Origin of the sequence: Streptomyces sp. NPDC050504 (genome assembly GCF_044458065.1) — a bacterium.
Lineage (GTDB): Bacteria > Actinomycetota > Actinomycetes > Streptomycetales > Streptomycetaceae > Streptomyces.
Genome location: NZ_JBITHO010000006.1, coordinates 291,929 through 314,655, shown reverse-complemented (window position 1 = coordinate 314,655; position 22,727 = coordinate 291,929). Strand labels below are relative to the sequence as shown.

Genomic DNA, 22,727 nt, shown 5'->3' with positions numbered 1-22,727 from the left:
TGTCGACGGGTCGCCATCACGCCACTGACGTGCGTGTTCGGTGGCTCCGTCGGTCGGCTGGGACATGAGTGCCGGTCCGTACCTGTCGTGAAGAAGTGAACTGATGTGACGGGTCCCTGTCAATGCATCCCGTCGATGCGCCGACCTTGGCCCCGATGCGATCCGGCCGTCGCGCGACCGAACTGACGTACGCCTTTTTCGATCCCCTGTACGGATTGGTCGTGGAGTCTCCGCTTTTCCTCCCGTTCGCTCCTGTACGGCCGGGCAGAGCCGATAGCGTTGACGTGAGCGACAGCAGCGCGGAGCGGTGACGCGGAGGGCACATGGCGACGACCGTGGTGGGTTTCGGGCTGGGCGACGACGCCAAGAGCAGGCAGATGACCGTGCTGGTGACGCAGACGGGCGTACGGCACCTCGCGCGCGGCCCCTACGGCCCGCGGTGCACCCTCTCGGTCCCCTGCCCGCCGTCCGGCAGGAACCCCGTACACGCCCAGATCTCCAACTTGCGCGCCGAGCACTCCCTGTACGTCCGCCGCGGCTACACGCGCGTCCTCATCCCGCCGGCCTGCGTCAGCGTGGACGTCGACGAGCACCCGATGCCCCCGCGCCCCGACGACGCTTACAGGCCCGAGCGCCACCGCGAACTGCTGGAAGCCTTCGTGGCCGCCGCCCCCGACGAGCCCCGCGAACTGGAAGAGGCGATCCACGACTTCTACACGGCCGTCGGCGTCCCGGCCCGCCCCCGGCCGGTCCCGCCGCCGGTCGCCCCGCCCCAGCCGCCGCCCCGGATCCAGGCACTCCTGCACACCCTCGCCCACGGCCGGACGATCACCTCGCCGCCCGTGTCGGCCATCAACTACCGCGTCACCGCCGACACCGTCCGGCTGCACGTCGGCACGGCGGGCGAGGACCTGGACCGGCGGCGCGTCACCGAACTCCACGCCGCCCTCACGGCCTGGCTCCACCTCAACCAGCCGCCCCCGCCCCGCGGTTCCGTGCCCGCGCCCCGTCGACCGGTGCGGCACGAGCCCGCCTCCAGGGCCGAGGAGCACGCCGAAGGCGCCTGAACCGCCGCCGGTGTACGGGGTCGGCCGGGCCTGGCGGACCTTCCCAGCGGACGCCTTCGGGGCGGACCACGGCCTGGCCTGCACCAGCCGGCAGCGCCGCTCGTGGCCCACGAGCCCGTGGGCCACGCTCCGCGGGTGCTACTTCCCGAACCCGGCTACTTCCCGAACCCGGCTACTTTCCGAACCCGGCGAGGTACGCGTCGACCCCCGCGGGGTCCATCAGCCAGTCGCGGTAGCCCGGCGGATCCGCATAGCCGTTGGCGAACTTGTGGGCGATCTCCGGATGCTCGAACGCGGCCGTGACGATCCGCACCACCTCGTCCGGCTGCGGCTCGCGCAGCATGAAGTCGGTGAAGGCGTGCGTGTGCCTGCCGTACTCCCAGTACGCGTCGAAGGCCCCCCGCATCCACTCCTCGTCGAACGGCAGATCGCCGCGCTTCAGGATGGAGGCGAGGTAACTCGCCGCGGCCCGAGCCGCGTTGTTGGACCCCTGGCCGGTGATCGGATCGTGCACGGCGACGGCGTCGGCCAGGCCCAGCACGGGGCGGCCGTCCACGTGGGCCACGGGGTGGCGGACCGCGGGGGTGACCGCGCCGTACAGCGCGGCGCCCGGGTCGGTGGGCTCGGCGTCGCGGAACCGCTCGTACTCCCAGGGGGCGTACGTCCGCAGCAGTTCCACGGCGCGCCGCGTGCCGTCGGCGGCGGACGGACGGTCGGCCCAACAGTCGTACGCACTGCCCGACTTGCCCTCGAAGAGCAGGATGTCGCAGGTCCCGCCGACGGTCAGCGCCCGCAGGACGATCAGGTCGCCGGTCGGCGGGACGCCGGTGACCCTGGCGTGTTCCGTCACCGGGTCGGAGGCGTCGTGGTCGACCCCGGCCAGGTAGAAGCAGGCGAGGTGGCGCAGCGGCCGCTCGTAGCCGGGCCAGGAGGTGTCGCGCTCGAAGAGCGCGGAGAGTTCGCCGCGCCCGGTGGCGAGCACGGTGAGGTCGTGCGCCGCCGCGACGGCCGCCAGGTCGGCGGGCCCGGCCGAGCGGTACTCCGCGCGCCCGCCCCGCTCCTCGAACAGCTCCAGCCAGGCCGAGAGCTTCACCCGCTGGTCCACGGAGCGCACCTCGTCGTCGAACGACGCCGTGAACCGCCGCAGCGACGTGTCGGGATCGCTTTCCGGCAGCCAGTTGCCGAGCTCGAACCCCGGCATCACGGGCGCCGTGTCGTCCCAGAGCGCCAGCCCCGCCTCCCGCTCGACGCGCAGCGTGGGACCGAACATGAGCTGGGTCGACGTGACCCGACCGCCCCGCACCTCATCGGGCCGCCGCTCGGCGACGAGCGTGACCTCGTACCCGGCGGCCAGCAGCCCCAGGCCCAGCTGGAGCCCCGCCTGACCCGCCCCCACGATCGCGATCCTGCGCACCTCGTCCTCCCTCCGGCTCCGGCCGCGACGGCCGGGCACGCTTCAGTCGTACCCACGCGGACGGCATCCGACGAGGAGGCGGGCGGCGCGGCCGGAACGTGTCGTACGCATGTCGTGCGGACGAACCCGAGTGCGCGCACTGATCGTCCCGGGGGCACACTGCGCGCATGAACGCAGACGCCGTCCGACCCGCCCCGGGACCCGCCGCGGGAACAGCCCCGGGGCCCGCCGCGAGAACAGCCGCGGGACCCGCGGCGCAACGGGCCCTGGAACACGTGGCCGGGCGCTCGTACGGGCCGCCCCTGGACCCGGCGCTGCGGGTGACCCTCAACTTCCATCCGGACCGGCTCGCCAAGGGCGGGCCGATCCTCGACGCGCTGGCCGACGGCGGCGTCTACCTCTCGCAGTTCGCCACGGGGACCAGCAACGGAGGCCTGACCGCCCACCCGGGCGGCGACCGGTGGCGGTGGGAGAGCCGGATCTTCGGCGGCGCCTACGACGCCGCACCGCCCCACGAGCGCCCCGTCTACGGCGCACTGGACTTCCGGGGCGACCCGGTCGGCGCCGCGCCGCGCTTCGGCTCCGCCCACTTCCGGCTGACCTCCGCGGCGCTCGCGCGCACCACGTTCTGCTACCCGGACAGCTTCCTCGAACCGTCGGACTTCGGCACCGTCCACCGCATGGGCCTCGTCGAACTGGCCCTGGCCGACCGGCGGGACGCCCTCGACGACTACATCGAGGCACAGGTGCACGGCCGGGTCGAGCTGGCGCGGGACGTCGAGGCCCTGGTCCTGGACCCCTGCTACCGGGGCACGCCCGTCGAGACCGCCGCCCGCCGTCTGCCCTGCCCGGTCGAATGGCACCCGGGCTTCGGGCTCACGGTCGACGAGCTGCGGCTGCACCCGGAGTACCGGGGCCAGGAGTACGTCGAGCTGGGCGCGCGGATCGCCGTGGACGGCAGGCTCGATCCGCGCGTCGTCGGGGACGCGGCCCGCACGGGCGAGCACGACCCGCAGGCCGTCAAGAAGGTGTGGCACTGCCTGGCCCGCTTCGGGGCCCCGGCCGGGCAGCACGCGTACCGGCTCGGCCAGGACGACCGCGAGCGCGGGAGGACCGCCTGAACCGGTAAGGGGGGAACGTGGACGTCTCGTGGTCTTTCCGGGCTTCCGTAAAAGATTAACTCCCTTCATGTTCAGCTCTGTTCATGGTCGGGTCTGTTCACATCGAGCGCCGATCATGTTGAGATCTGCTCGCACCGAGCCCTGTGTGCGGTGATCCCCGCGCGCGGTGAGCTCCGAAGAACCTGGAGGAGACTGTGAGACGTCTGCTGCTTCCGGCGCTTGCCGGGGCCCTGCTCCTCACGGGGGCGCTCGGCGCGTCCCCGTCCGGCGCGTCCCCGGCCCCGTCCGGTGCCGTCCCCTCGGCCGGGGCGCCGGCGGTCCCGCTCGCCGACACCTGGAGCCCGCCCCTGAGCACCCGGGGCCGCTACATCGTCGACGCCGACGGTGACCGCTTCAAGCTGAAGTCCGCGAACTGGCAAGGCGCACAGGGAAGTTGGAACGGGTCGGGAGACATCAACGACCCGGCCAACCACCACGACGGCGAGAAGGCCGACCAGATGCCGCTCGGCCTGGACCGCGCGCCGATCTCCCGGATCCTCGCGACCTTCCACGAACTCGGCATCAACAGCATCCGGCTGCCGTTCTCGAACCAGATGCTCCACGACTCCGCGCCGGTGCCGGACGCCTCCGTGGCCGCCAATCCGCAGCTGCGCGGCAAGACGCCGCTCCAGGTCTTCGACGCGGTGATCGAGGCGACCACCGCCGAGGGCTTCGCCGTCGTGCTCAACAACCACACCAACACCTCGCGGTTCTGCTGCGGGCTCGACGGCAACGAGCGCTGGAACACCAGCCAGAGCACGGCGCGGTGGGAGAACGACTGGATCTCGCTCGCCCGCCGGTACAAGGACAACAAGCGGGTCGTGGGCGCCGACCTCTACAACGAGGTCCGCCGCACCGTCACCGACGACGCCAACTGGAACTGGGGCAACGACCACGACTGGTGGGCCGCCTCCCAGCGGCTCGGCGACCGGCTCCTCACCGAGGCCAACCCCGATCTCCTGATCGTCGTCGAAGGGATCAACTGGCAGGGCATACCGGCCGACGGGCTGCCCCACGGCCGTCCGACGCTGGAGCCCGTACGGACCCTTTCGCACACCCTGGTCCGCTCGCACAAACTCGTCTACGCGGCGCACTTCTACGGGTACACCGGGCCCAATCACACCGGCGCGACCGGCATGGGCGAGACCCACGACCCCCGCTACCAGGAGCTGTCCAGGGACGAGCTGTTCGCGACCCTGGACCGGCAGGCGTTCTACGTGGCGGGAGCGCCGGGCACGGGTCAGCACTTCACCGCGCCGGTGTGGATCAGCGAGTTCGGCATCGGAGGCGACGAGGGGTCCGCCCAGGCCCGCGCCTGGTTCGGCAACTTCGTGGACCACCTGATCGCCAGGGACGCCGACTTCGCCTACTGGCCGCTGATCGGCTGGAGCGGCCACGGCACCTGGTCCCTCGTCAACTACGACCGGTCTGGCGGCCGTTCGGGCGTCCTGGACGGCGGTGACTGGCGAACGGCCGACTGGCGGCGCCTCGTCTCCTCGCCGGAGAAGAGCGGCCCGGTTCCCGCGTCCGACACCTGGAGCATGCTCAACCTCGACCACGCCGACGCGGTGCAGTCGGCGTCCGTGCGGGCGGCGGGCGACTGGGACGCGGGCGCGCGCAAGGGCGTGTGCCCGGACGGGCAGCGGACGATCGGCCTGTCCGACCGCAACGGCCGCGCGCTGTGCACCGACGTGGCGGCGGGCGCCTTGGCGGCCCCCGGCACCGCCCCGACCGTGGTGCGCGACGAGCGGTACGTCCAGCAGGGCGACTGGGCCACCGGCTACACCAAGTACCAGTGCGGCCCGAACCAGTTCGTGATCGGCCACAGCGTGCGGGGACAGGCGGTCTCCGGTGTCCTGTGCGCCACCGCGAACCGGGCGCTCCCGACGCAGGGCAGGACCGTGTGGTTCGACCGGGGCGACAACCGGCCGGGCGGCAACCCGGGCGGGGACTTCGCGTACGGAAACTACAAGGGGCAGTGCGCCAACGGCGAGTACGCGGCCGGTGTCGCCTTCACCAAGGCGTGGGCGAAGAGCGGCGCACCGGCGGCGCTGCTGTGCCGCACGCTCTGACCCGGTGAGGAGGCGGGGGCGGCCGCGCGGAGCCGCCCCCGCTACGACGGGCGGCCGTGCGCGGGGACCGGCGTCAGCCCGTAGCGGCCCGCGCGTGCGTCGACCCGGCCCGCCGTGGGCGGCGGGAAGTGGGAGCCGAGCAGGAGGGTCGTCGTCCCGGCGAGCGACGCGAGCAGGGCCCGCCGGGTCTCCTCGGCCCGCCCGGGGTCGATGTCGACGCAGCTGCCGATGTCCGGGTGCGGCAGCTGTACGGGGTGGTGGACGCAGTCGCCGGTGATCAGGGCCGTCGCGCCGCCGTCGGCGACCCGGACCGCGAGGTGGCCCGGCGTGTGGCCGGGGGTCGGGAGCACGCGCAGGCCGGGGGCGAGGTCGAGACCGTCCGCGGGTACGTCGAGGAGGTCGAGCAGCCCGGCCTCCTCGACGGGCTCGACGGAGTCGCGGAACATCTGCCTGCGCGGTCCGTCCATGTCGTACGACGCCCAGAAGTCCCGCTCGACGCGGGAGACGAGGTAGCGGGCGCGCGGGAAGGTCGGCACCCACGTGCCGTTCGCCCCGCGGGTGTTCCAGCCGACGTGGTCGGTGTGGAGGTGGGTGAGGATCACCAGGTCGACCGTGTCGGGGTGGTACCCGGCGGCCGTGAGCCGCTGGAGGTAGTCGGTGCGCAGGTCGTGCCACGCCGGGTTCGCGCGCGGTTTGCCGTTGCCGATGCCGGTGTCCACCACGACGCGCAGCCCGGCCACCGTGAACGCGAAACTGTGGCTGGACAGGCGCAGGGCGCCATCGGCGTCGGCGAAGTCGGGCCGCAGCCAGTCCTGTCGGGCGACGAGGTCCGGGGTCGCGCCGGGCAGCAGCCAGCGGCCGGTCTCCGTCGGCAGGGGCGTTTCGTCCACCCGGTGGACGGTGACGCCGCCCACGGGCCAGTGGGGAAGCGGGGCGGGGCCGGTGGCGTCGGCCGCTCGGGTCTGCATGGCGGTCACTCCCTCGATGCGAAGCCGCGGTTCAAGGCCGCGGTTCAAGGCCGCGGTTCAAAACCGCGGTTCAAGGCCGCGGTTCAAGACCGTGTTCCACGAGCACGGCCCGGAGCCACGGTCCAGCCCCACGCGCTAAAGCTATGGGTTTGCGTTAAGTGAACGTAGCCCTCTATCGTCCACTAACGCAAACAGTTAGCGTTAAGTCGTCGCGGTGGAGCACCCCCGGCCACCGCACCGGCCACACGAGGAAAGAGCACCCGTGCCCCCTGCCGACCTCACGCCCCGGGAAGCGGCCCGATGGGCCGAGCGCAACGGGCTCCCGCTGCCCGAAGACCGCCACGCCCACGTGGCGGCGACCGCCGACCGCATCCGCGCAGTCGTCTCCCGCCTGCGCGAACTCGACTTCGGTGAAACCCCTCCCGCCGCCGCCTACCGGGCCGACGGCAAGAACGCGGGGGAGGAGACCGATGCAGCCGTATGAACTCTCCCTGGCCGACGCGGCCCACGAGATGCGGGAGCGGCGGCTGTCCCCCGTGGAACTGGTGGACTCCGTGCTCGACCGGATCGACCGGACCGAACCGCACCTGGGCGCCTACGCGACCGTGACGGCGGCGGACGCGCGCCGCGCCGCCCTCGCCGCCGAGCGCGACATCGCCGCGGGGCGCGACCTCGGCCCGTTGCAGGGAATCCCCATGGGCCTCAAGGACCTGATCGACGCGGCGGGCCTGCCGACCGCCGCCGGGTCACGGGCGCGTGCCGACCGCCGGGCCGGCACCGACAGCACGGTCGCCGCGCGCCTGGGCGCGGCCGGTGCGGTGCTGGTGGGCAAGACCCACACCCACGAGTTCGCCTACGGCCTGATCACCCCGCAGACCAGGAACGCCTGGCACCAGGAGCGCGTCGCGGGCGGCTCCAGCGGCGGATCGGCCGTGGCCGTCGCCGCGGGCTCGGCCCTCTTCGCCCTCGGCACCGACACCGGCGGCTCGATCCGGGTCCCCGCCGCGCTGAACGGGGTGGTCGGCCTCAAACCGACGTACGGCCTCGTCCCCCGCCACGGCGTGACCTCGCTTTCCTGGTCGCTCGACCACGTCGGCCCGCTCACCAGAACGGTCGAGGACGCCGCCCTGGTCCTGACCGCGCTCGCCGGACACGACCACCGCGACCCCGCGTCCCTGTCCGCGCCCGCCGTCGACTACCGCCCGGCCCCGGTCGACGACCTCGCGGGGCTGCGCGTCGGAGTGCCGGGCACCTACTACTTCGAGCGGGTGGACCCCGAAGTCGAGTCCGCCGTCCGGCGGGCCGTCGCACGTCTCGAAGACCTCGGCGCGGAACTCGTCGACGTCGAGACGCCGATGACGCGCTACGTCCTGGCGACCCAGTGGGGCCTGATGGTCCCCGAGGCCACCGCCTACCACGAGCGGACACTGCGCTCGACGCCCGAGCTGTACGGCCCCGACGTGCGCGTCCTCCTGGAGGCGGGCGAACTGCTGTCCGCAGGCGACTACCTGCGGGCCCAGCGGGCCCGGACGCTCATGCGCCGGGCGTGGCTCGACCTGTACGACACCGTGGACGTGGTCGCCGCGCCCACCGTGCCGACGACCGCGGCGGTCGTCGGCGGATCCACCGTCACCTGGCCCGACGGGACCGTCGAGGACGTGTCCGAAAGCTACGTCCGGCTGTCGGCCCCCGCCAACGTCACCGGGATGCCCTCGCTGAGCCTGCCGGTCGGCCGCGACGCGGCCGGGCTGCCCATCGGCATGCAGCTCATGGGGCCGCCGCTGAGCGAGGCGCGGCTGCTGCGCGTGGGGCACGCGTACGAGCGCACCGAGCCCGCTCCCGGACTCGCCCCCGTGGCCTGAGGGCGCCGCGCCACGACTGTCGTTGACGCGTCAACCGTGCATTAAGGTGACGAACATGCCCAGACCCATGGTGCGCCCTGGTGGGCGCAGTGCCCGTGTCCAGCAGGCCGTGCACGCCGCTGTCCACGAGCTCGAAGCCGAGGTGGGCCGGGGCGCGCTCACGGTTCCCCTGGTCGCGGCGCGCGCGGGCGTCACCCCGTCGACGGTCTACCGCCGCTGGGGCGACCTGTCGGCACTGCTCTCCGACGTCGCCGTCGAGCGCCTGCGGCCCGACGGCGATCCGGACGACCTGGGCGATCTGGCGTCCGACCTGCGGGCCTGGGCGGAACAGTTCGCCGAGGAGATGGCCTCGGACGTCGGCCGCGCCTACGTCCGTGACGCACTCGTGGGCGACGGGGACGGCGGCAACGCGAGCCGGTGCTCGGTGTACGCCGCCGAGACGGTCGACGTCATCCTGCGCCGGGCGGCCGCACGGGGTGAGGCCGCCCCCGACGTCGAACGCGTCCTGGACGCCGTCGTGGCGCCGATCGTGTACCGCGTCCTCTTCCGCCCGGGAGCCCTGGACGCCGCGTACGCGCACCGCCTGGTCGCAGACTGCCTGAGAGCCCGCGTCTGAGGTGACGCGGGGCCGTCCTCGTACGGCCCCGTGGGCGTGCCGCGCGGCCGCCGACGCACCGGCCGCACCGGCGCTGTCGGCGCCCGGCGGACGGCGGACGGCGGACGGGGCAGGATGGGGCCATGCCCCATCTCGGACTGGTGACAATGGTCGTGCGCGACTACGACGAGGCCATCGCCTTCTACGTGGACGCCCTGGGATTCGAACTCCGCGAGGACACCCGCGTCGACGACGGCAAACGCTGGGTCGTCGTGGCGCCGCCGGGGTCGACGGAGACCGCGGTGCTGCTGGCCCGCGCGTCGGACGCGGGACAGGAGGCCCGCGTCGGGGACCAGACGGGCGGCCGCGTCGGCTGGTTCCTGAACACGGACGCGTTCGAGCGCGACTACGCGCGCATGCGGGCGGCCGGAGTCGTGTTCGAGGAGACGCCGAGGCAGGAGGCGTACGGCACGGTCGCCGTCTTCCGCGACCTGTACGGCAACCGCTGGGACCTGATCCAACTGCACCACGACGGCGCGGGATGAGGCGTGCGGCGCCAGGTGGCGATACGACGGCTGTACGAATGGCCGTTCCTCCGGAAATATCGCCCGGACCATAGGCGACATCAGGCCTAAACGATCTTCGGGACAACCCGACGGCGATCCGGAACATCTCCTCTCACAAGCCCGCGCCACGCAGGTGCGGGAAGGTGAACGAGGAGCTGGAGCAATGGCACCACGCGCCAAACGCCCGATCCGCCTTCGCGGGTTCCGTGTCGACTACCCCCGCAAGGGGAGAAGCAACTGGCGTCGCTGGATCCCTTCTTGGCGCCTGGCGTCGGGCGTGTTCCTGCTCGGCTGCGGCGCGCTGGCGGGGCTCTTCGTGGTCGTGTACGTGTCCGTCGACATCCCCGACGAGAACGACGAGGCCCGCCGCGAAGGCACCATCTACTACTGGTCCGACGGCACGCAGCTCGTCAGCGTCGGCGCGGTCAACCGCCAGAACGTCACGCTCGACGAGATACCCGACTCCGTCGAACACGCCGTCATCGCCGCCGAGAACGAGACGTTCTACTCCGACCCCGGGGTCTCCGCGAAGGGCATACTCCGGGCGGCCGTCAGCGTCGTGGGCGGCGGCGAGACCCAGGGCGGCTCCACCATCACCCAGCAGTACGTGAAGAACACCTACCTGACCCAGGAGCAGTCCGCGAAGCGGAAGGCCAAGGAGTTCTTCATCTCCCTCAAACTCAACAACAGGAAGACCAAGGAGGAGATCCTCCAGGGCTATCTGAACACCAGCTGGTTCGGCCGCGGGGCGTACGGCGTCCAGGCCGCCGCGCAGGCCTACTACGGCATCCCCGCGAAGGACCTCGACCCCAGCAGGGCGGCGCTCCTGGCGGCGCTGCTCAAGGGCGCGGAGCAGTACGACCCCGCGGGCGGCGGGGGCAACCACGCGCGCGCCGTCGACCGCTGGAAGTGGATCCTCGACCGGCAGGTGGAGACCGGCGCGATGACGAAGGCCGAGCGGGCCGCGTACCGGACGTTCCCCGAGCCCCGCGCGGCCGTCAAGCCGACCAGTCTCGGCGGCCAGCGCGGCTACCTCGTCGACATCGCCAACAAGTACATCAAGAAGCGCTCGGGCCTCACCGACAAGGACCTCGCCCGGGGTGGCTACCGGGTGCACACCACCTTCGACAAGGCCAAGGTGCGGGAGCTGGAACGGGCGGTGCGGAGCGTGCGCGAGCGCGACCTCGACCCGAAGAAGCGCCCCCAGGACAGGTACGTCGAGGTGGGCGCGGCTTCCGTGCGGCCCGACGACGGGGCCGTGGTCGCGGTGTACGGCGGCGAGGACGCGATCAAGCACTTCGCCAACAACGCCGACACCTCGGGCGTCCCCGTCGGCTCGGCGTTCAAGCCCTTCGTGCTGGCTGCCGCCCTCCAGCACGGCGACGGGCGGATCACCCTCACCAGCGGCTACGACAGCACGGGCCGCCTGGTCACGGACGCGGCCGTGCGGCCGGGCTCCGGGGCCGAGGTCGCCGGGCACACCACGCTCTTCCAGGCGCTGGTCGCATCGGCCAACGTCACCTTCGTCGAGCTGGGCAAGGAGGTCGGCCTGGGGAAGGTGAAGGAACTCGCCGTGGCGGCGGGGCTGCACGAGAAGAGCCTGGCCCGCCTGGACAAGTCCTTCCCGCTCGGCACGTCCACGCCGAGCGCGGTCAGGATGGCGAGCGCGTACGGCTCCTTCGACAACGGGGGCATGCGGACCGAGCCCTACTCGGTGACCGGGCTGAGCCTGGACGGCAAGGCGGTCAAGGGCTTCGACAGGCCGGAGAAGGAGCGGGCCATGGCCGCCACGGTGGCGCGCGACGTGAACAGCGCCCTGGTGTCGTCGGCCTGGAGGCGGCTGGCGGAGGACGGCAGGTTCGGCGTGTTCGCGCGCCGTACGGGCGACGTGTCGGCGGGCTCGACCGACGCGGGCGACCGGATGAAGTCGGCCTGGTACGTCGGCCACACCGAGGACCTGACCACGGCCGTCACCGTGTTCCGCAACAAGCCGGGCACGCCCCAACTCCTGGGCATGCACGACGTGGGCGGCCGGAAGAAGGACCGGGGCAACGTCCTCCCGCTGCGGATCTGGAGCGAGTACGTCACGGGAAGGGCGGCCCTGCCCCCGGGCAAGGGGCAGGACGGACCGACGGCGAAGGCGCCTTAGCGCGACGGCGGTCGGCGGTCAGGGGGGCGGGCGCCCTGGCCGCGCGGCGCTGTCCTGGGTGGGGACGCGCTCGCGCGGCCGGGGTCGACACGGGTGTGACTACGCCTCGGCCGGAACCGCCTCGGGGGTCGGCTCGGCCGCACCGCCCTGACCGTCAGCGGCCTTGGCCGTGTACGTCACCGCACCGCCCTCCGTCGCCTTCGTGACGGAGTTGTCCTTGGCGAGCTTCTCCAGGTTGTTGCGCACCACCTGGATGGAGGTGGCCCGCTGGGGGTGCTCCGCCGAGAGCGCGTTGCTGATGTCCCGCACCGCCCGCGCCTCGCCCGGGGTCTTGAGCAGCACGCCCAGGACGAGCGCGTGCAGCGGGGGCTCCGCCTTCGTCTTGGCCTTGGCCTTGGGCGCATCGGGTGCCTCGGCCGCGGGTGCCTCGGGCGCGGTGCGCTTCGCGGCCGTCTTGCGCGCGGTGGCCCGCTTGGCGGGCGCCTTCTTGGCCGGAGGCTTGGACGCCGCCGCCTTCGTGCGCTTGGCCTGGCGCGGCTTGGGCACCGCGGGCGTCTGGGCGGCGGGCTCCGTCGGCTCGGCGGAGGCGGAGGCGGATGCGTCGGGCGCGGCCTCGCTCCCGGACGCGCCTTCGGTCTCGGCGTCGGTCTCGGCGTCGGCTTCAGCGTCGGCCTCCACCACGGCCGGAGCCTCGACCCCGGGCGCAGAAACCTCACTGCGTGCGGCGCCCTCCGCCTGGGTCTGTGCCTGGACCAACCACTTCTCGTCCTGCTTGAGTTGGTCCAGGCGCTCCTGGAGTGTCGTGATCTTCGTGTCGATGCCGGCCTGCTCCGCGCGGTTGGCCGCGAGGTCCTCGGAGTACTGCTGTGCGTACCGGCTCTGGATGGGAGTGGTGTCTCGCTCGTTGCTCAAGGCAGCACGTTCCTTGTCGCTGGGGGTTGTTGCTGCCGGATGCTACTCACAAGAACGACTGGGTAGTTACCGTCCGGTGCGATTTGCCCCCGTGAGAGGGACATGAAACGCGGGCTCGCAGCGTATGCCCGGGAGCGTGGAACCGGCAGGCATACGGGAGAAGTCCGGCCGCACGAGCGTATTCCGGCTCTATCGGGCGGTGCGGACGGGCATGCTGGGTGCGGGGCGCGGGCACGGTGCGCATGCGAGGAGGAAATGGTGTCGACGGTAGTGATCGGTTTCCGTCTGGGCAGCGACGAACGCGGCCTGCAGGCCACGGCGTTGGTGACCGCGCAAGGGGTGCACCACCTCGCCCACGGCCCGTACGACCAACGCCCCCGGTACACCCCGCCCGGCGTGCCGATCGGAAAGAACCCGATCCACAACAAGGTCTCCGAGCTGCGCAAGCTCCACGGGCTGTACCTGCGGCGCGGCTACGACCGTGCCCTGATCCCCCCGGTGTGCGTCCGCCTGGACGTTGACGAGCATCCGCTGTCCGACTTCCCGCACGGCGCGAACCGGCCCCGGGCGCACCCCGAGTTGGTGGAGGACTTCGTGCGTAGCGCACCCACCGAGCCGTGCGACCTGGAAGAGGCGGTCCGCACCTTCTACACGACCGTCGGCCTCCCGGCCCGCCCCCGTCTCACCAGGACGCTGCCGACCCAGGCGCCGGCCCCGGTGCTGTCCCGCGTCCAGGCGATGCGGCACACCCTGGCCCACGGCGAAGCGGTGACGTCGGACGAGCGCTCGCCGGTCGGCTACCGGATCACCGCCGACACCGTGAGCCTGCGGGTCGGCACGGTGAGCGAAGACCTGGACCGGCGCCGCGCCGCCGAACTCCAGGCGGTGCTCACCGCCTGGCTGTACTTCAACAGGCAGCCCCCGCCCGGCACTTCCACGGGCGGGGGACCCGACGGATCGCGTGGGTGAACGGTCGGCACCCGTCCGGCGCTTCGCCTGGTCCGGATCCACGGGAAGTGCTGGACGGGTTGCCGCCTGGGCCCTGCGGCAATACTCCGGCACCCCCACACCTCAGTCAATCCTGGGGATTCCTCCCGTGATCCAAGCTGTAGCTTGGGTTTCATGACACTGGAAGACCTGCGGGTGTTCGTCGCAGTGTGCCGGGCGGAGAGCCTCAGCGCCGTCGCGCGGGAGCTGTCCTGCACCCAGTCCGCCGTGAGCCAGCACGTCAAACGACTGGAGCGGGAGACCGGAGTGAGCCTGCTGGAGCGCAGGCCGCGCGGGGTCGTCCCCACGGCCGCGGGGCGCATCCTGTGCGACGCGGCGGCCGACGGGATCGCCGGGCTCGACTTCGCGCTCCGCCGCCTCGGGGACCTCGTGAACGGGGAGAGCGGTTCGGTGCGGATCGCCACCGGCGGCACGACCGTACGGCACTTCATGGCCGACGCCATCGTCGCGTTCCGGGGCCGCCATCCGAAGGTCAGCCTGGAGTTCCGGACGGAGACCTCGGGCCGCCGCTGCTTCGACGCCCTCCTGGCGGGCAACCTCGACCTGGCGTGGATCACCATCGGGGATCCGGTACGGGGCATCGAGCAGCGCCCCGTGGTCGACCTGCCCTGGGTGCTGGCCGTACGCACCGACGACCCCCTCGCTGACCGCACCGAGATCACCGCCCACGACCTGGACGGAACGCGCTGCGTGCGGCTGCCCCCGAACTCGGTGTCCGGCTCCCGACTGGAAGACGCCTTCGCCGAGTTGGGCATCCGTACGGGCTCGGACACCAGCGTCGCCGACTGGGACACGGCCCTGCTCCTGGCCGAACTCGGCGTGGGCCGCGCGGTCGTGCCCGCCGTGCAGGGCCTTACCGTCCCGGGCGGCGGCCTGCGCCTCGTGCCCGTCCCGGCCCTGCCCCCGTTGGCCGTGGGCTGGGCGGTGCGCCGCTGGGACGCGCTGCCGCCCCTGGCGCGTGCCTTCGCCGACACGGTCGCCGAGAGCTGCACGGCCAAGGTGCGGGGCGCCTGAAACCGTCCTCGCCGCGCACCTTCTCCAGCGCCTCCCCGGACAGCCCCGGACACGGGCTCTCAGCGCAGCGCGATGAGCCCCGCGTCGGTCGGGCGGAAGCCGCAGGCGTCGAAGTAGAAGGCGCGCAGGTGTTCCTCGAAGTCGACGTGGAGCCATTCGCAGCGCGCCTCGCGGGCTCCCCGCGCCGCTGCCGCCACCAACAGCGCGCCGATTCCGCCCCGTCGCACGTCCTGGGCGACCACGGTGTCGAGCACGAAGGCGTGAACGCCGCCGTCCCAGGCCACGTTGACGAAACCCACGAGCCTGTCGCCCTCGCGGGCACAGACCCACCCCAGGCTGTGGCGGTGCAGTTGGGCGTGCCAGTCGATGGGCATCGGCGCGTGGTCGAACCCCTGGGCGTGAAGGGCGTTGACGGCCTCGTTGTCGAAACCGCCGCGCCACTCGTACGTGATCGTCATGGACCGCATCGTAGGACCGGGCCGTCCGGCCCGGCCCGGACGTCGGCGCCGGAGGCGGCGCGTGGCCGAGCGGGGAGTGGGGAGTGGGGCGCCTGTGCGCCGGGCACGGCGCGTGACGCGGTCTTCCACCGCGCGGCGCCGTTGAAATCGTGGTGCCGTTCTGCCGTCCGGCGTGCACACTCGCCCCCATGGCGGACACGAAGGCATGCGCGGACATGCGGGCATTCAGGGAAGCGGTCGGCGACTGGGCGAGCGGTGGTCCCGGTGGGGCGGCGGCCGAGCTGGCCGCGCGGTCGGGCGTGCGGACGGCGGTGCTGCTGGAAGGACTGAGCGACCTCGAAGCGGTGGAGGCACTGGCGGCGCGGCGCGGGCGGGACCTCGCGGCCGAAGGGGTGTGCGTCGTGTCGATGGGCGGGGCGATGAACGTCGGCCGCTACGCGGGCCTCCTGGGGCCGCCGGGACTCGGGCTGCGCCTGGCCGGGCTGTGCGACGAGCGTGAAGAGCCCTACTACGAACGGGGTCTGGAGCGGGCGGGCGCACCGCGCGGGGGCATCTTCGTGTGCGTGTCGGACCTGGAGGAGGAGTTCATCCGCGCGCTGGGCACGGCGGGCGTCGAGGAGATCGTCGGGGCCGAGGGCGACCTGCGGGCCTGGCAGACGTTTCAGCACCAGCCCGCGCAGCTCGGGCGGCCCCGCGCGCAGCAGCTGCGGCGCTTCCTCGGCACGAAGAAGGGCCGCAAGATCCGTTACGGCCGCCTTCTCGCCGAGGCCCTGACTCCCCAGCAGGTCCCGCCCCCGCTCGACGCCCTCCTCGCGGGCCTGTAACGGCGCCGAGGCCGCCGGGTGCGTCCCGGCAGCCGCCCGCCCGTGCGCCCCGTCGGCCGGGCGACCGGCCGACGGGGCGGTCGTCGGTCAGCCGGTCGGCTTGACGCAGGTCTGGTCGTCGGCGGGCAGCTTGCCCGTGGCCAGGTAGGTGTTGACCTTGTTGTCCACGCAGTCGTTGCCGTAGAGCCCGTAGAGCGCGTGCCGGTTGGCGCCCTTGAGGGTCAGCAGCTTGGAGCTCGGCAGCATCTCGTGCAGGTCGAGGCTGCTGCGGTAGGTGGTGCGGGTGTCGCCCGTCGCGGCCACGATCAGCATCTTGGCGTCGCGCTTCACCCGGGTGGGCTCCTCGCGGGGCTTGTCCCAGAAGGCGCAGGTGCTGACGTTGTTGGTCAGCGGGCCCAGGATCGGGTGCGCGGCGCGGCTGCTCTGGATGTCCTTCCAGTACGTCTCCACGTCGCGCGGTGCGGGCTTGTCGCCGCAGATGATCGCGGTCTGCGCGGCGGAGTTCGGGCCGCCTTCCGTCAGCGCGTCCCTCAGGAGCGCGGCGAAGGCGGGCGACAGCTCGGTCGGCTTCCCCTCGGCGGCCTTCGCCAGGACGGAGATCCGCTCGGAGAACGCGCCCCGGGCCTCTGGAGTGTCGTCCGCGTTCCCGGAGATGAGGATGAACGGGACCTGGGTGTCGTCGAGCCGGAAGGTCTGCTTGCCGGTGCCGATGGTCAGCGGGGCGCGTGCGGACGCCGCGACGACGCGGTCGACGGTGGCGAGCACCGCGCCGCGGGTGCGGCCGAGGCCGTACGCGTCGTGGCGCTTCGCGGCCCAGGCGGCCCAGTCGGATATGGCCCGCTCGTTCTCGCGCTCGGAGCCCTTGAGCAGCCGGGGGTTGTAGTCGTCGGGGGCTATCGCCCCGTCGAGCACGAAGCGGTCGTACTTGCCGGGGAACATCTGGGTGTAGACCGTGCCGAGGTAACTGCCGTACGAGTAGCCGAGGTAGGAGATCTTGCGCTCGCCCAGCGCGCCCCTGATCACGTCCATGTCGCGGGCGGTGTTGCGGGTGCTGACGTGCGGCAGCACGGAGCTGTTGGTGGCGCGGCACTTGTCGGCCAGGCCCTTCTTGAAGGCGACCTGGCGCTCGAAGCTCGCCCTGCTCAGACCGGCCGAGAGGATGTCGGTGCCGACGGTCCAGCCGCACTTCAGCGGGGTGCTGCGGCCCACGAAGCGCGGGTCGAAACCGATGATGTCGTAGCGCGGCCCGACCTTCTTCATCGCCTTGCGGACGTCCGGCGGGGACTCGACCGCCGGGCCGCCGGGGCCGCCGTTGTTGAGCAGGATCGAGCCGATGCGGTGACGGGTGTCGGTGGCCTTGAGCCGGGACACCGCGACGGTGATGGTGCGGCCCCGGGGGTCGGCGTAGTCGAGCGGCACGAGCACGTCGGCGCACTGCACACCGGCCTTGTCCAGGTCGCGGCCGACCGTGTCGTCGGGCCCCTCGGCGCAACTTCCCCAGTTCAACTGCTGGGTGTAGTAGCGGCCGAGGCCCGAACCGGCGCCGCCCGCGGCCGGTGACGTGCCGGAGCCGGCGGCCAGGGCGGGGGCCGCGGTGAGGGTGGCGGCGAGGGCGAGGCCCGCGGCCGATGTGCGGCGTGCGGTGGTGCTGAGAGGACTCACGCGGTCTGCTCCTGAGGCTGGGGGACTGGTCGCCGAAACGGTGGGCGGGCGGGGCCCGTTGGGGCCGAACGCGTCCACCCGCACCGTGTGCCTCAGACGTTATGCGCGCGATTTCTCCGGTTCACTACGGTTCCCTCCCCGATCCGCGGGGGAGGTGGCCCCACCTCTTCGATGTCCGATCGGGCAACCGGATGTGCCCTCGCGCGGGGTACGCGTGGAGGCTGTCGCCGCGATGTGCGCGGTGACAGCCTCCTGGTGCGGACGGCCGGTTCCCGGATCAGGCCAGGGACGCCGCGCGGGCCGGGTCGATCGCGTGCTGGAGCGGGCGGCCCCGCAGGAAGCGCTCCAACTCGTCGTGCACGAGCCGGCCCAGCCGGTGGCGCTCCGCGCCGAGCGCGCCCGCGAGATGGGGCGTCAGGACGGCGTTGGGGAGGGTGAAGAGCGGTGAGTCGGGGACCGGGGGTTCGGGGTGCGTGACGTCGAGCACCGCCGTGAGGTCGGGCCGCGCGGCCAGGACGCCGGTCAGCGCCTCCTCGTCGATCAGGGCGCCCCGCGCGGTGTTGAGCAGCGTCGCGCCCGGCGGCAGCGAGTCCAGCAGGTGCGCGCCGACCGTCCCGCGCGTCTCGGGCAGGAGCGGTGCGTGGAGGCTCACGACGTGGCAGGTGGCGAACAGCTCCTCGATGCCGACGAGCCGCACGCCGAACTTCCGCGCGGCCTCCGCGTCGGTGAGGGGGTCCGTCGCCAGTATCTCGACGTCGAAGCGGCGCAGGTGCTCCGCCACCAGACGGCCGATGTGTCCGAGCCCGAGCAGGCCCACGCGCGAGCGGTGGGCGCCCGCGACCGCCGGGTCGCGCGGGAAGCTCCGGCTGTCGGCCACCTCGCGGGACATGCGGTACGTCTGCTTCAGCCCGAGCAGGATCTGCGCGAGGGCGAACTCCGCCACCGGCACGGCGTTGGCCGCGGCGGCGGAGACGATCGGGATGTTCCGCTCCCAGAACGCGGGCGTCGTCAGGTGCCGCACGGAGCCCGCCGCGACGAAGACCGCCCGCAGCGCGGGCGCCCGCTCCAGGAACGCGGCGTCCAGGACGGGCGCGCCCCAGCCGGTGAGCAGGACGTCCGCGCGGCGCAGCGCGTCGGGCCGCTCGGCCAGCTGCTCCCTGGTGAGGTCGGGGCCGGGGCGTCGCACGAGCCGGTCGATGTCGGCCAGCACGTCGGGCGGGTAGACGTCAGGCCTCCGCTCCTCCTCCATCACCAGCAGCGCTGTCGGTTCGGACGCGGGCTCGTGCATGTCGATGACGCTCCTCGGCTACGGCGCTGACGTCCCGTCAGCTGTGCGGTCCGCGCCCCGGCGGCCGGCCGGGCGCGCGAGGGCGGGGGCCCGTGCGCGAAGGGAGGGGGCGACGGGCCAGGTCCGAAGGTACGTCGCCACCCGGTGCGGTGACCATACATCGGATGAATGTTCTGACTTCAAGTGGTGGCGCACGGCACGGCGGCGCGCGGTCGGCCGGGGCGGCGTCGACATCGTAGGGGATCGGGGTGAACGCGTACGGTCACCGCGCTGTGCAGCAAGATCTCCGCGCTGACGGGCGAGGCCCCCGGGTCCGGGCTCCCGTCGGGAGGTGGCGGGCGCGGGGGAGCGACGTACGGGGGACTGTTCACCCGGCGTTCCACGAGCGCCCTCGAAAATATTGTATTCATCGGAGTATTGACCCGGGATTTGGTGCCCCGTTAGCGTCCCCGGCAAGCGCTTACTAGAGGCGACTGTGAAGCGGTGAAACGGGAGTTGCGATGCAGAGATCGCGGTGGATCGGTGCAGGTTTCCTTGCGTCGGCGCTGATGCTCACCAGCTGTACCTCGGGCCCCGCGGGGTCGGACGTCAAGCAGGACGCCGAGGCGACGCTCGAACTGTGGACCCGTACGACACCGGGCGGACCGGGCGAGAAGGGCACGCTCGCGCTCGCCGCCGCCTTCACCGAGGCGACGGGCTACAAGGTCAAGGTCACCGCGATCTTCGACGACTTCGAGACCAAGCTCCAGCAGCGGGCCGCGCAGCGCAAGCTCCCCGACATCGTCCTGAACGACGTGACCCAGCTCGGCGCCATGCACAGCCAGGGACTGCTCAGGGAGATCGACCTCAGCAAGATCAAGAACAGCGGGCAGATCACCCCGCAGGGCCTCGGCTCGGGCAAGAGCCTGGACGGCAAGCAGTACGGCCTGCCGTACTCCGCGCAGGCCACCGCCCTGCTCATCCGCAAGGACTGGCGCGAGAAGCTCAAGCTGGAAACCCCGAAGAACTGGGACGACTTCGCCGCCATGGCCAAGGCGTTCACCACCCGGGACCCGGACGGCGACGGCAAGAAGAACACCTACGGCCTCGCCGCCCCGCTCTCCACCAAGCGCGGCTACGCCTCCTGGTACTTCTCCAACTTCCTCTGGGCCGCGGGCGGCGACTTCATAGCCGAGTCGGGCAAGGGGAAGTACAAGCCCGCCATGACCACCGACGCGTCGGTCGAGGCCGTCCAGTGGTTCCGCGACCTCGGCTGCAAGGACAAGGCCATCCAGCCCGGCGCGGTCACCATGGACACCCCGCCCACGAACGAGACGTTCGAGGCGGGCAGGACCGGCATGTTCGCCGTCGGCCCCTACCTCCTGCCCCGCTTCGACGAGGCGCTCGGCAAGGACAAGTACGAGGTCGTCCCGATGCCCAAGGGCCCCAAGGACGCGACCGTGCTCGCCGAGGGCGGCTCCGTCTACCTGATGGCCGGCTCCGAGAACCGCGCGGGCCAGGACGCCTTCGCCGACTTCGCCGTCTCCGCCGAAGGCCAGAAGACCGGCATGAAGGGCGAGACCGGCTTCACTGTGCAACTGCCCGTCAACAAGACGGTGGACATCTCCCAGGTCCGCCCCGACCCTCGCTGGCGGACCTACGACGAGGTGTACCGCACCTCCGGCAGGTACGCCCCCTCCGTCCCCAACTGGACCGCCGTGCGACAGGTCACCGCCGAGACCGTCAACGCCCTGATGGCCGACTGCGGTCTGGACACCGGGATCAAGCTGCGCGCCCTCGACAAGCAGCTCGCCGGCATCCTCGAAGAACAGGGAATCGCCGCGTCATGAGCCTCGACCAGCTGAAGCACGCGCCACCCCCGGGCCCGCGGGCCGCGTCGGCGGCCGCCGGCCGGCCGCCGGCCACCGCACGCCGTACGGCACGCAGCCGCAGGGCGGGACGCTGGTGGACGCCCTGGCTGTTCCTGGCCCCGGCGCTGCTCCTCTTCCTGTACTTCAAGTTCATCCCCATGGCCAACGCGCTGACCATGTCCTTCCAGGAGGTCCAGCCGTACCTCGGGAACCGGTGGGTCGGCACCGAGAACTACGCCACCGTGCTCGGCTCCGAGGGCTTCCGCGAAGCGGCCTGGCACACCGTGGTCCTGGCCGCGGGGCAGACCGCGGGCTCGATGATCCTCGGCCTGGTGCTCGCCCTCCTGATGGAGGGGCAGGGGCGCCGCCTGTCGTTCGTGCGCTCCGCGGCGTTCCTACCGGTCGTCGTGCCGATCGCGGTCGTCGCCGAACTGTGGCGGATCATGTACCACCCGACCGAGGACGGGATGGTCAACTCCCTCATCGGCATGGTCGGGCTCGGCCCCTCCGGGTACATCAACGACCCCGACTCGTCCCTCGCCTCCATCATGGTCACCGGCATCTGGCGGGGCGCCCCGTACGACATGATGATCTTCCTCGCCGGACTGGCGAGCGTGGACCGCGGCCTGTACGAGGCCGCGAAGGTCGACGGCGCCTCCAGGTTCCAGCGCGTGTGGCACGTGACGGTGCCCGGACTGCGGTCGGTGTTCTCGATCCTCTTCATCCTCGCGGCGATCCGCGGCCTGCGCGTGTTCACCGAGGTGTTCCTGCTGACCAACGGCGGGCCCGACGGCTCCACCGAGGTCGTAATGACCCTGATCTACAAGCTCGGCCTCGAACAGAACCGACTCGGCGTCGGAGCGGCGGGAGCCGTCCTGCTCTTCGTAGCGACGCTGATCCTGACCGTCGTCGTGCACCTGGTGCGACGCAGGGAGAGCAAATGAGCGCGCCGACCGAGACCGCACTGGGTCTCACCGAGAGCAAGGGGCCCGGCGGCCGGATCGTCAAGGCCGTCACCTACCTCCTCGTCCTCGTCGTCTTCGCGGGTCCCCTGCTGGCGCTGCTGGTCAGCGCCTTCAGCAAGGTCAAGGACCCCACCCAGCTGAGCGTCATCCCCTCCGGCGCCACCCTGGACAACTTCCGCATCGCCTTCGACCAGGGAGTGCTGGCGTACCTGCTGAACTCCTTCTTCGTGGTCGGCTTCGGCCTGCTGCTCCAGGTCGCCGTCTCCGTCCTCGCCGGCTACGCGCTGGCCCGGAAGGTCTTCCCCGGCATGACGATCGTCCTCGTGGCGATCCTGGCCACGCTGATGCTGCCCGAGGAGATCCTGGCGCTCCCGCTGTCCGTGATCCTCGCCGACCTGCCGGTCGTCCACTTCAACCTCATCGGCACGCTCGCCGGAATGATCGTCCCGCTCGGCGCCTGGGGCTTCTCCATCCTCGTGATGACCGAGTTCATGAAGGACGTGCCCCGCGAACTCGAAGAGGCCGCCCGCATCGACGGCGCCGGTGACCTGCGCATCTTCGCCCAGATCATCCTGCCGATGTGCAAGCCCGCGCTCGGCGTCATCGGGGTCTTCGGCTTCACGATGATCTGGGACCAGTACCTGCTGCCGCTCCTGGTCGCCACCGACTCCTCCTCCTACACGCTGCCGCTGGCCCTGCGCACCCTGCGCATCGACCCCGACGTCACCCCCGGCGTCGTGCTCGCGGCCTCGCTGCTGGCCCTGCTCCCCTCCGTGATCGTCTTCCTCTTCTTCCAGCGCTCCTTCGTCCACGGCCTCGCCTCCGGCGCGCTGAAGGGCTGAGCGGGGCGGGACCGCGAATCCCCAGAGCCCCGCACGCCCCCGAACACCCCG

General features: G+C 72.2%; 20 protein-coding genes. 14 read left to right on the top strand and 6 right to left on the bottom strand.

Features of this window, described 5'->3' with window-relative positions; all coding sequences use genetic code 11:
- Positions 1-323 precede the first annotated feature (323 nt).
- Positions 324-1,067, top strand: coding sequence for a hypothetical protein (locus tag ACIBNE_RS24130; RefSeq protein WP_399274780.1), 744 nt, complete (start codon positions 324-326; stop codon positions 1,065-1,067).
- A 172-nt stretch (positions 1,068-1,239) separates the two neighbouring features.
- On the opposite strand, the gene ACIBNE_RS24125 is transcribed toward ACIBNE_RS24130, so the two are convergent.
- Positions 1,240-2,481 (bottom strand): styrene monooxygenase/indole monooxygenase family protein, encoded by a 1,242-nt coding sequence (locus tag ACIBNE_RS24125; RefSeq protein ID WP_399274778.1) that lies wholly within the window; start codon positions 2,479-2,481, stop codon positions 1,240-1,242.
- 167 nt (positions 2,482-2,648) lie between these two features.
- Between ACIBNE_RS24125 and ACIBNE_RS24120 the strand changes: the two genes are divergently transcribed.
- Entirely contained in the window at positions 2,649-3,602 is a 954-nt protein-coding gene (locus tag ACIBNE_RS24120) for a DUF3626 domain-containing protein (RefSeq protein ID WP_399274776.1), read from the top strand.
- Positions 3,603-3,796: 194 nt separating this feature from the next.
- On the top strand, positions 3,797-5,713 hold the full coding sequence (locus ACIBNE_RS24115; protein WP_399274774.1) for a glycoside hydrolase family 5 protein: 1,917 nt from the start codon (positions 3,797-3,799) through the stop codon (positions 5,711-5,713).
- A 41-nt stretch (positions 5,714-5,754) separates the two neighbouring features.
- On the opposite strand, the gene ACIBNE_RS24110 is transcribed toward ACIBNE_RS24115, so the two are convergent.
- The gene (locus tag ACIBNE_RS24110; RefSeq protein WP_399274772.1) at positions 5,755-6,681 is read right to left on the bottom strand and encodes an MBL fold metallo-hydrolase; all 927 of its coding nucleotides are present in this window, start codon (positions 6,679-6,681) and stop codon (positions 5,755-5,757) included.
- A gap of 262 nt (positions 6,682-6,943) precedes the next feature.
- Here ACIBNE_RS24110 and ACIBNE_RS24105 point away from each other — a divergent pair, with 262 nt between their 5' ends.
- From ACIBNE_RS24105 to ACIBNE_RS24085, 5 genes are all read left to right on the top strand, one after another.
- On the top strand, positions 6,944-7,165 hold the full coding sequence (locus tag ACIBNE_RS24105; RefSeq protein ID WP_399274770.1) for a hypothetical protein: 222 nt from the start codon (positions 6,944-6,946) through the stop codon (positions 7,163-7,165).
- On the top strand, positions 7,152-8,543 hold the full coding sequence (locus ACIBNE_RS24100; protein WP_399274768.1) for an amidase: 1,392 nt from the start codon (positions 7,152-7,154) through the stop codon (positions 8,541-8,543). Before ACIBNE_RS24105 ends, ACIBNE_RS24100 begins: the two co-directional genes overlap by 14 nt.
- 55 nt (positions 8,544-8,598) lie before the next feature.
- Positions 8,599-9,159 carry a TetR/AcrR family transcriptional regulator C-terminal ligand-binding domain-containing protein gene (locus ACIBNE_RS24095; protein WP_399274766.1) on the top strand — a complete coding sequence of 187 codons (561 nt, stop codon included), beginning with the start codon at positions 8,599-8,601 and terminating at the stop codon, positions 9,157-9,159.
- Between the two features lie 122 nt (positions 9,160-9,281).
- On the top strand, positions 9,282-9,683 hold the full coding sequence (locus ACIBNE_RS24090) for a VOC family protein (RefSeq protein ID WP_399274764.1): 402 nt from the start codon (positions 9,282-9,284) through the stop codon (positions 9,681-9,683).
- Between the two features lie 184 nt (positions 9,684-9,867).
- The gene (locus tag ACIBNE_RS24085; protein ID WP_399274762.1) at positions 9,868-11,853 is read left to right on the top strand and encodes a transglycosylase domain-containing protein; all 1,986 of its coding nucleotides are present in this window, start codon (positions 9,868-9,870) and stop codon (positions 11,851-11,853) included.
- Positions 11,854-11,952: 99 nt separating this feature from the next.
- On the opposite strand, the gene ACIBNE_RS24080 is transcribed toward ACIBNE_RS24085, so the two are convergent.
- Entirely contained in the window at positions 11,953-12,765 is an 813-nt protein-coding gene (locus ACIBNE_RS24080) for a hypothetical protein (protein WP_399274760.1), read from the bottom strand.
- A gap of 255 nt (positions 12,766-13,020) precedes the next feature.
- On the opposite strand from ACIBNE_RS24080, the gene ACIBNE_RS24075 reads away from it, so the two are divergent.
- Both ACIBNE_RS24075 and ACIBNE_RS24070 read left to right on the top strand, forming a co-directional pair.
- The gene (locus ACIBNE_RS24075) at positions 13,021-13,734 is read left to right on the top strand and encodes a hypothetical protein (RefSeq protein WP_399274758.1); all 714 of its coding nucleotides are present in this window, start codon (positions 13,021-13,023) and stop codon (positions 13,732-13,734) included.
- Positions 13,735-13,887: 153 nt separating this feature from the next.
- On the top strand, positions 13,888-14,787 hold the full coding sequence (locus tag ACIBNE_RS24070; protein ID WP_399274756.1) for a LysR family transcriptional regulator: 900 nt from the start codon (positions 13,888-13,890) through the stop codon (positions 14,785-14,787).
- Positions 14,788-14,846: 59 nt separating this feature from the next.
- Here ACIBNE_RS24070 and ACIBNE_RS24065 read toward each other — a convergent pair whose 3' ends face one another.
- A complete protein-coding gene (locus ACIBNE_RS24065) occupies positions 14,847-15,245 on the bottom strand; it encodes a GNAT family N-acetyltransferase (RefSeq protein WP_399274754.1) in 399 nt (132 codons plus the stop codon).
- A gap of 188 nt (positions 15,246-15,433) precedes the next feature.
- Here ACIBNE_RS24065 and ACIBNE_RS24060 point away from each other — a divergent pair, with 188 nt between their 5' ends.
- Positions 15,434-16,069, top strand: coding sequence for a TOPRIM nucleotidyl transferase/hydrolase domain-containing protein (locus ACIBNE_RS24060; protein ID WP_399274752.1), 636 nt, complete (start codon positions 15,434-15,436; stop codon positions 16,067-16,069).
- Positions 16,070-16,156: 87 nt separating this feature from the next.
- Here the strand turns inward: ACIBNE_RS24060 and ACIBNE_RS24055 are convergent, their stop codons facing one another.
- Together ACIBNE_RS24055 and ACIBNE_RS24050 are read right to left on the bottom strand one after the other, a co-directional pair.
- Positions 16,157-17,731 (bottom strand): alpha/beta fold hydrolase, encoded by a 1,575-nt coding sequence (locus ACIBNE_RS24055; protein ID WP_399274750.1) that lies wholly within the window; start codon positions 17,729-17,731, stop codon positions 16,157-16,159.
- A gap of 277 nt (positions 17,732-18,008) precedes the next feature.
- Positions 18,009-19,019 (bottom strand): hydroxyacid dehydrogenase, encoded by a 1,011-nt coding sequence (locus ACIBNE_RS24050; protein WP_399274748.1) that lies wholly within the window; start codon positions 19,017-19,019, stop codon positions 18,009-18,011.
- A 548-nt stretch (positions 19,020-19,567) separates the two neighbouring features.
- Here ACIBNE_RS24050 and ACIBNE_RS24045 point away from each other — a divergent pair.
- Genes ACIBNE_RS24045 through ACIBNE_RS24035 form a run of 3 tightly spaced genes read left to right on the top strand, consistent with a single transcriptional unit; the run spans position 19,568 to position 22,676 of the window.
- The gene (locus tag ACIBNE_RS24045; RefSeq protein WP_399274746.1) at positions 19,568-20,848 is read left to right on the top strand and encodes an extracellular solute-binding protein; all 1,281 of its coding nucleotides are present in this window, start codon (positions 19,568-19,570) and stop codon (positions 20,846-20,848) included.
- Positions 20,845-21,813, top strand: a complete 969-nt coding sequence (locus ACIBNE_RS24040; RefSeq protein ID WP_399274744.1) for a carbohydrate ABC transporter permease — start codon at positions 20,845-20,847, stop codon at positions 21,811-21,813. The genes ACIBNE_RS24045 and ACIBNE_RS24040 overlap by 4 nt, the downstream gene beginning before the upstream one ends.
- The gene (locus ACIBNE_RS24035) at positions 21,810-22,676 is read left to right on the top strand and encodes a carbohydrate ABC transporter permease (protein ID WP_399274742.1); all 867 of its coding nucleotides are present in this window, start codon (positions 21,810-21,812) and stop codon (positions 22,674-22,676) included. The genes ACIBNE_RS24040 and ACIBNE_RS24035 overlap by 4 nt, the downstream gene beginning before the upstream one ends.
- The last annotated feature ends 51 nt before the right edge of the window (positions 22,677-22,727 follow it).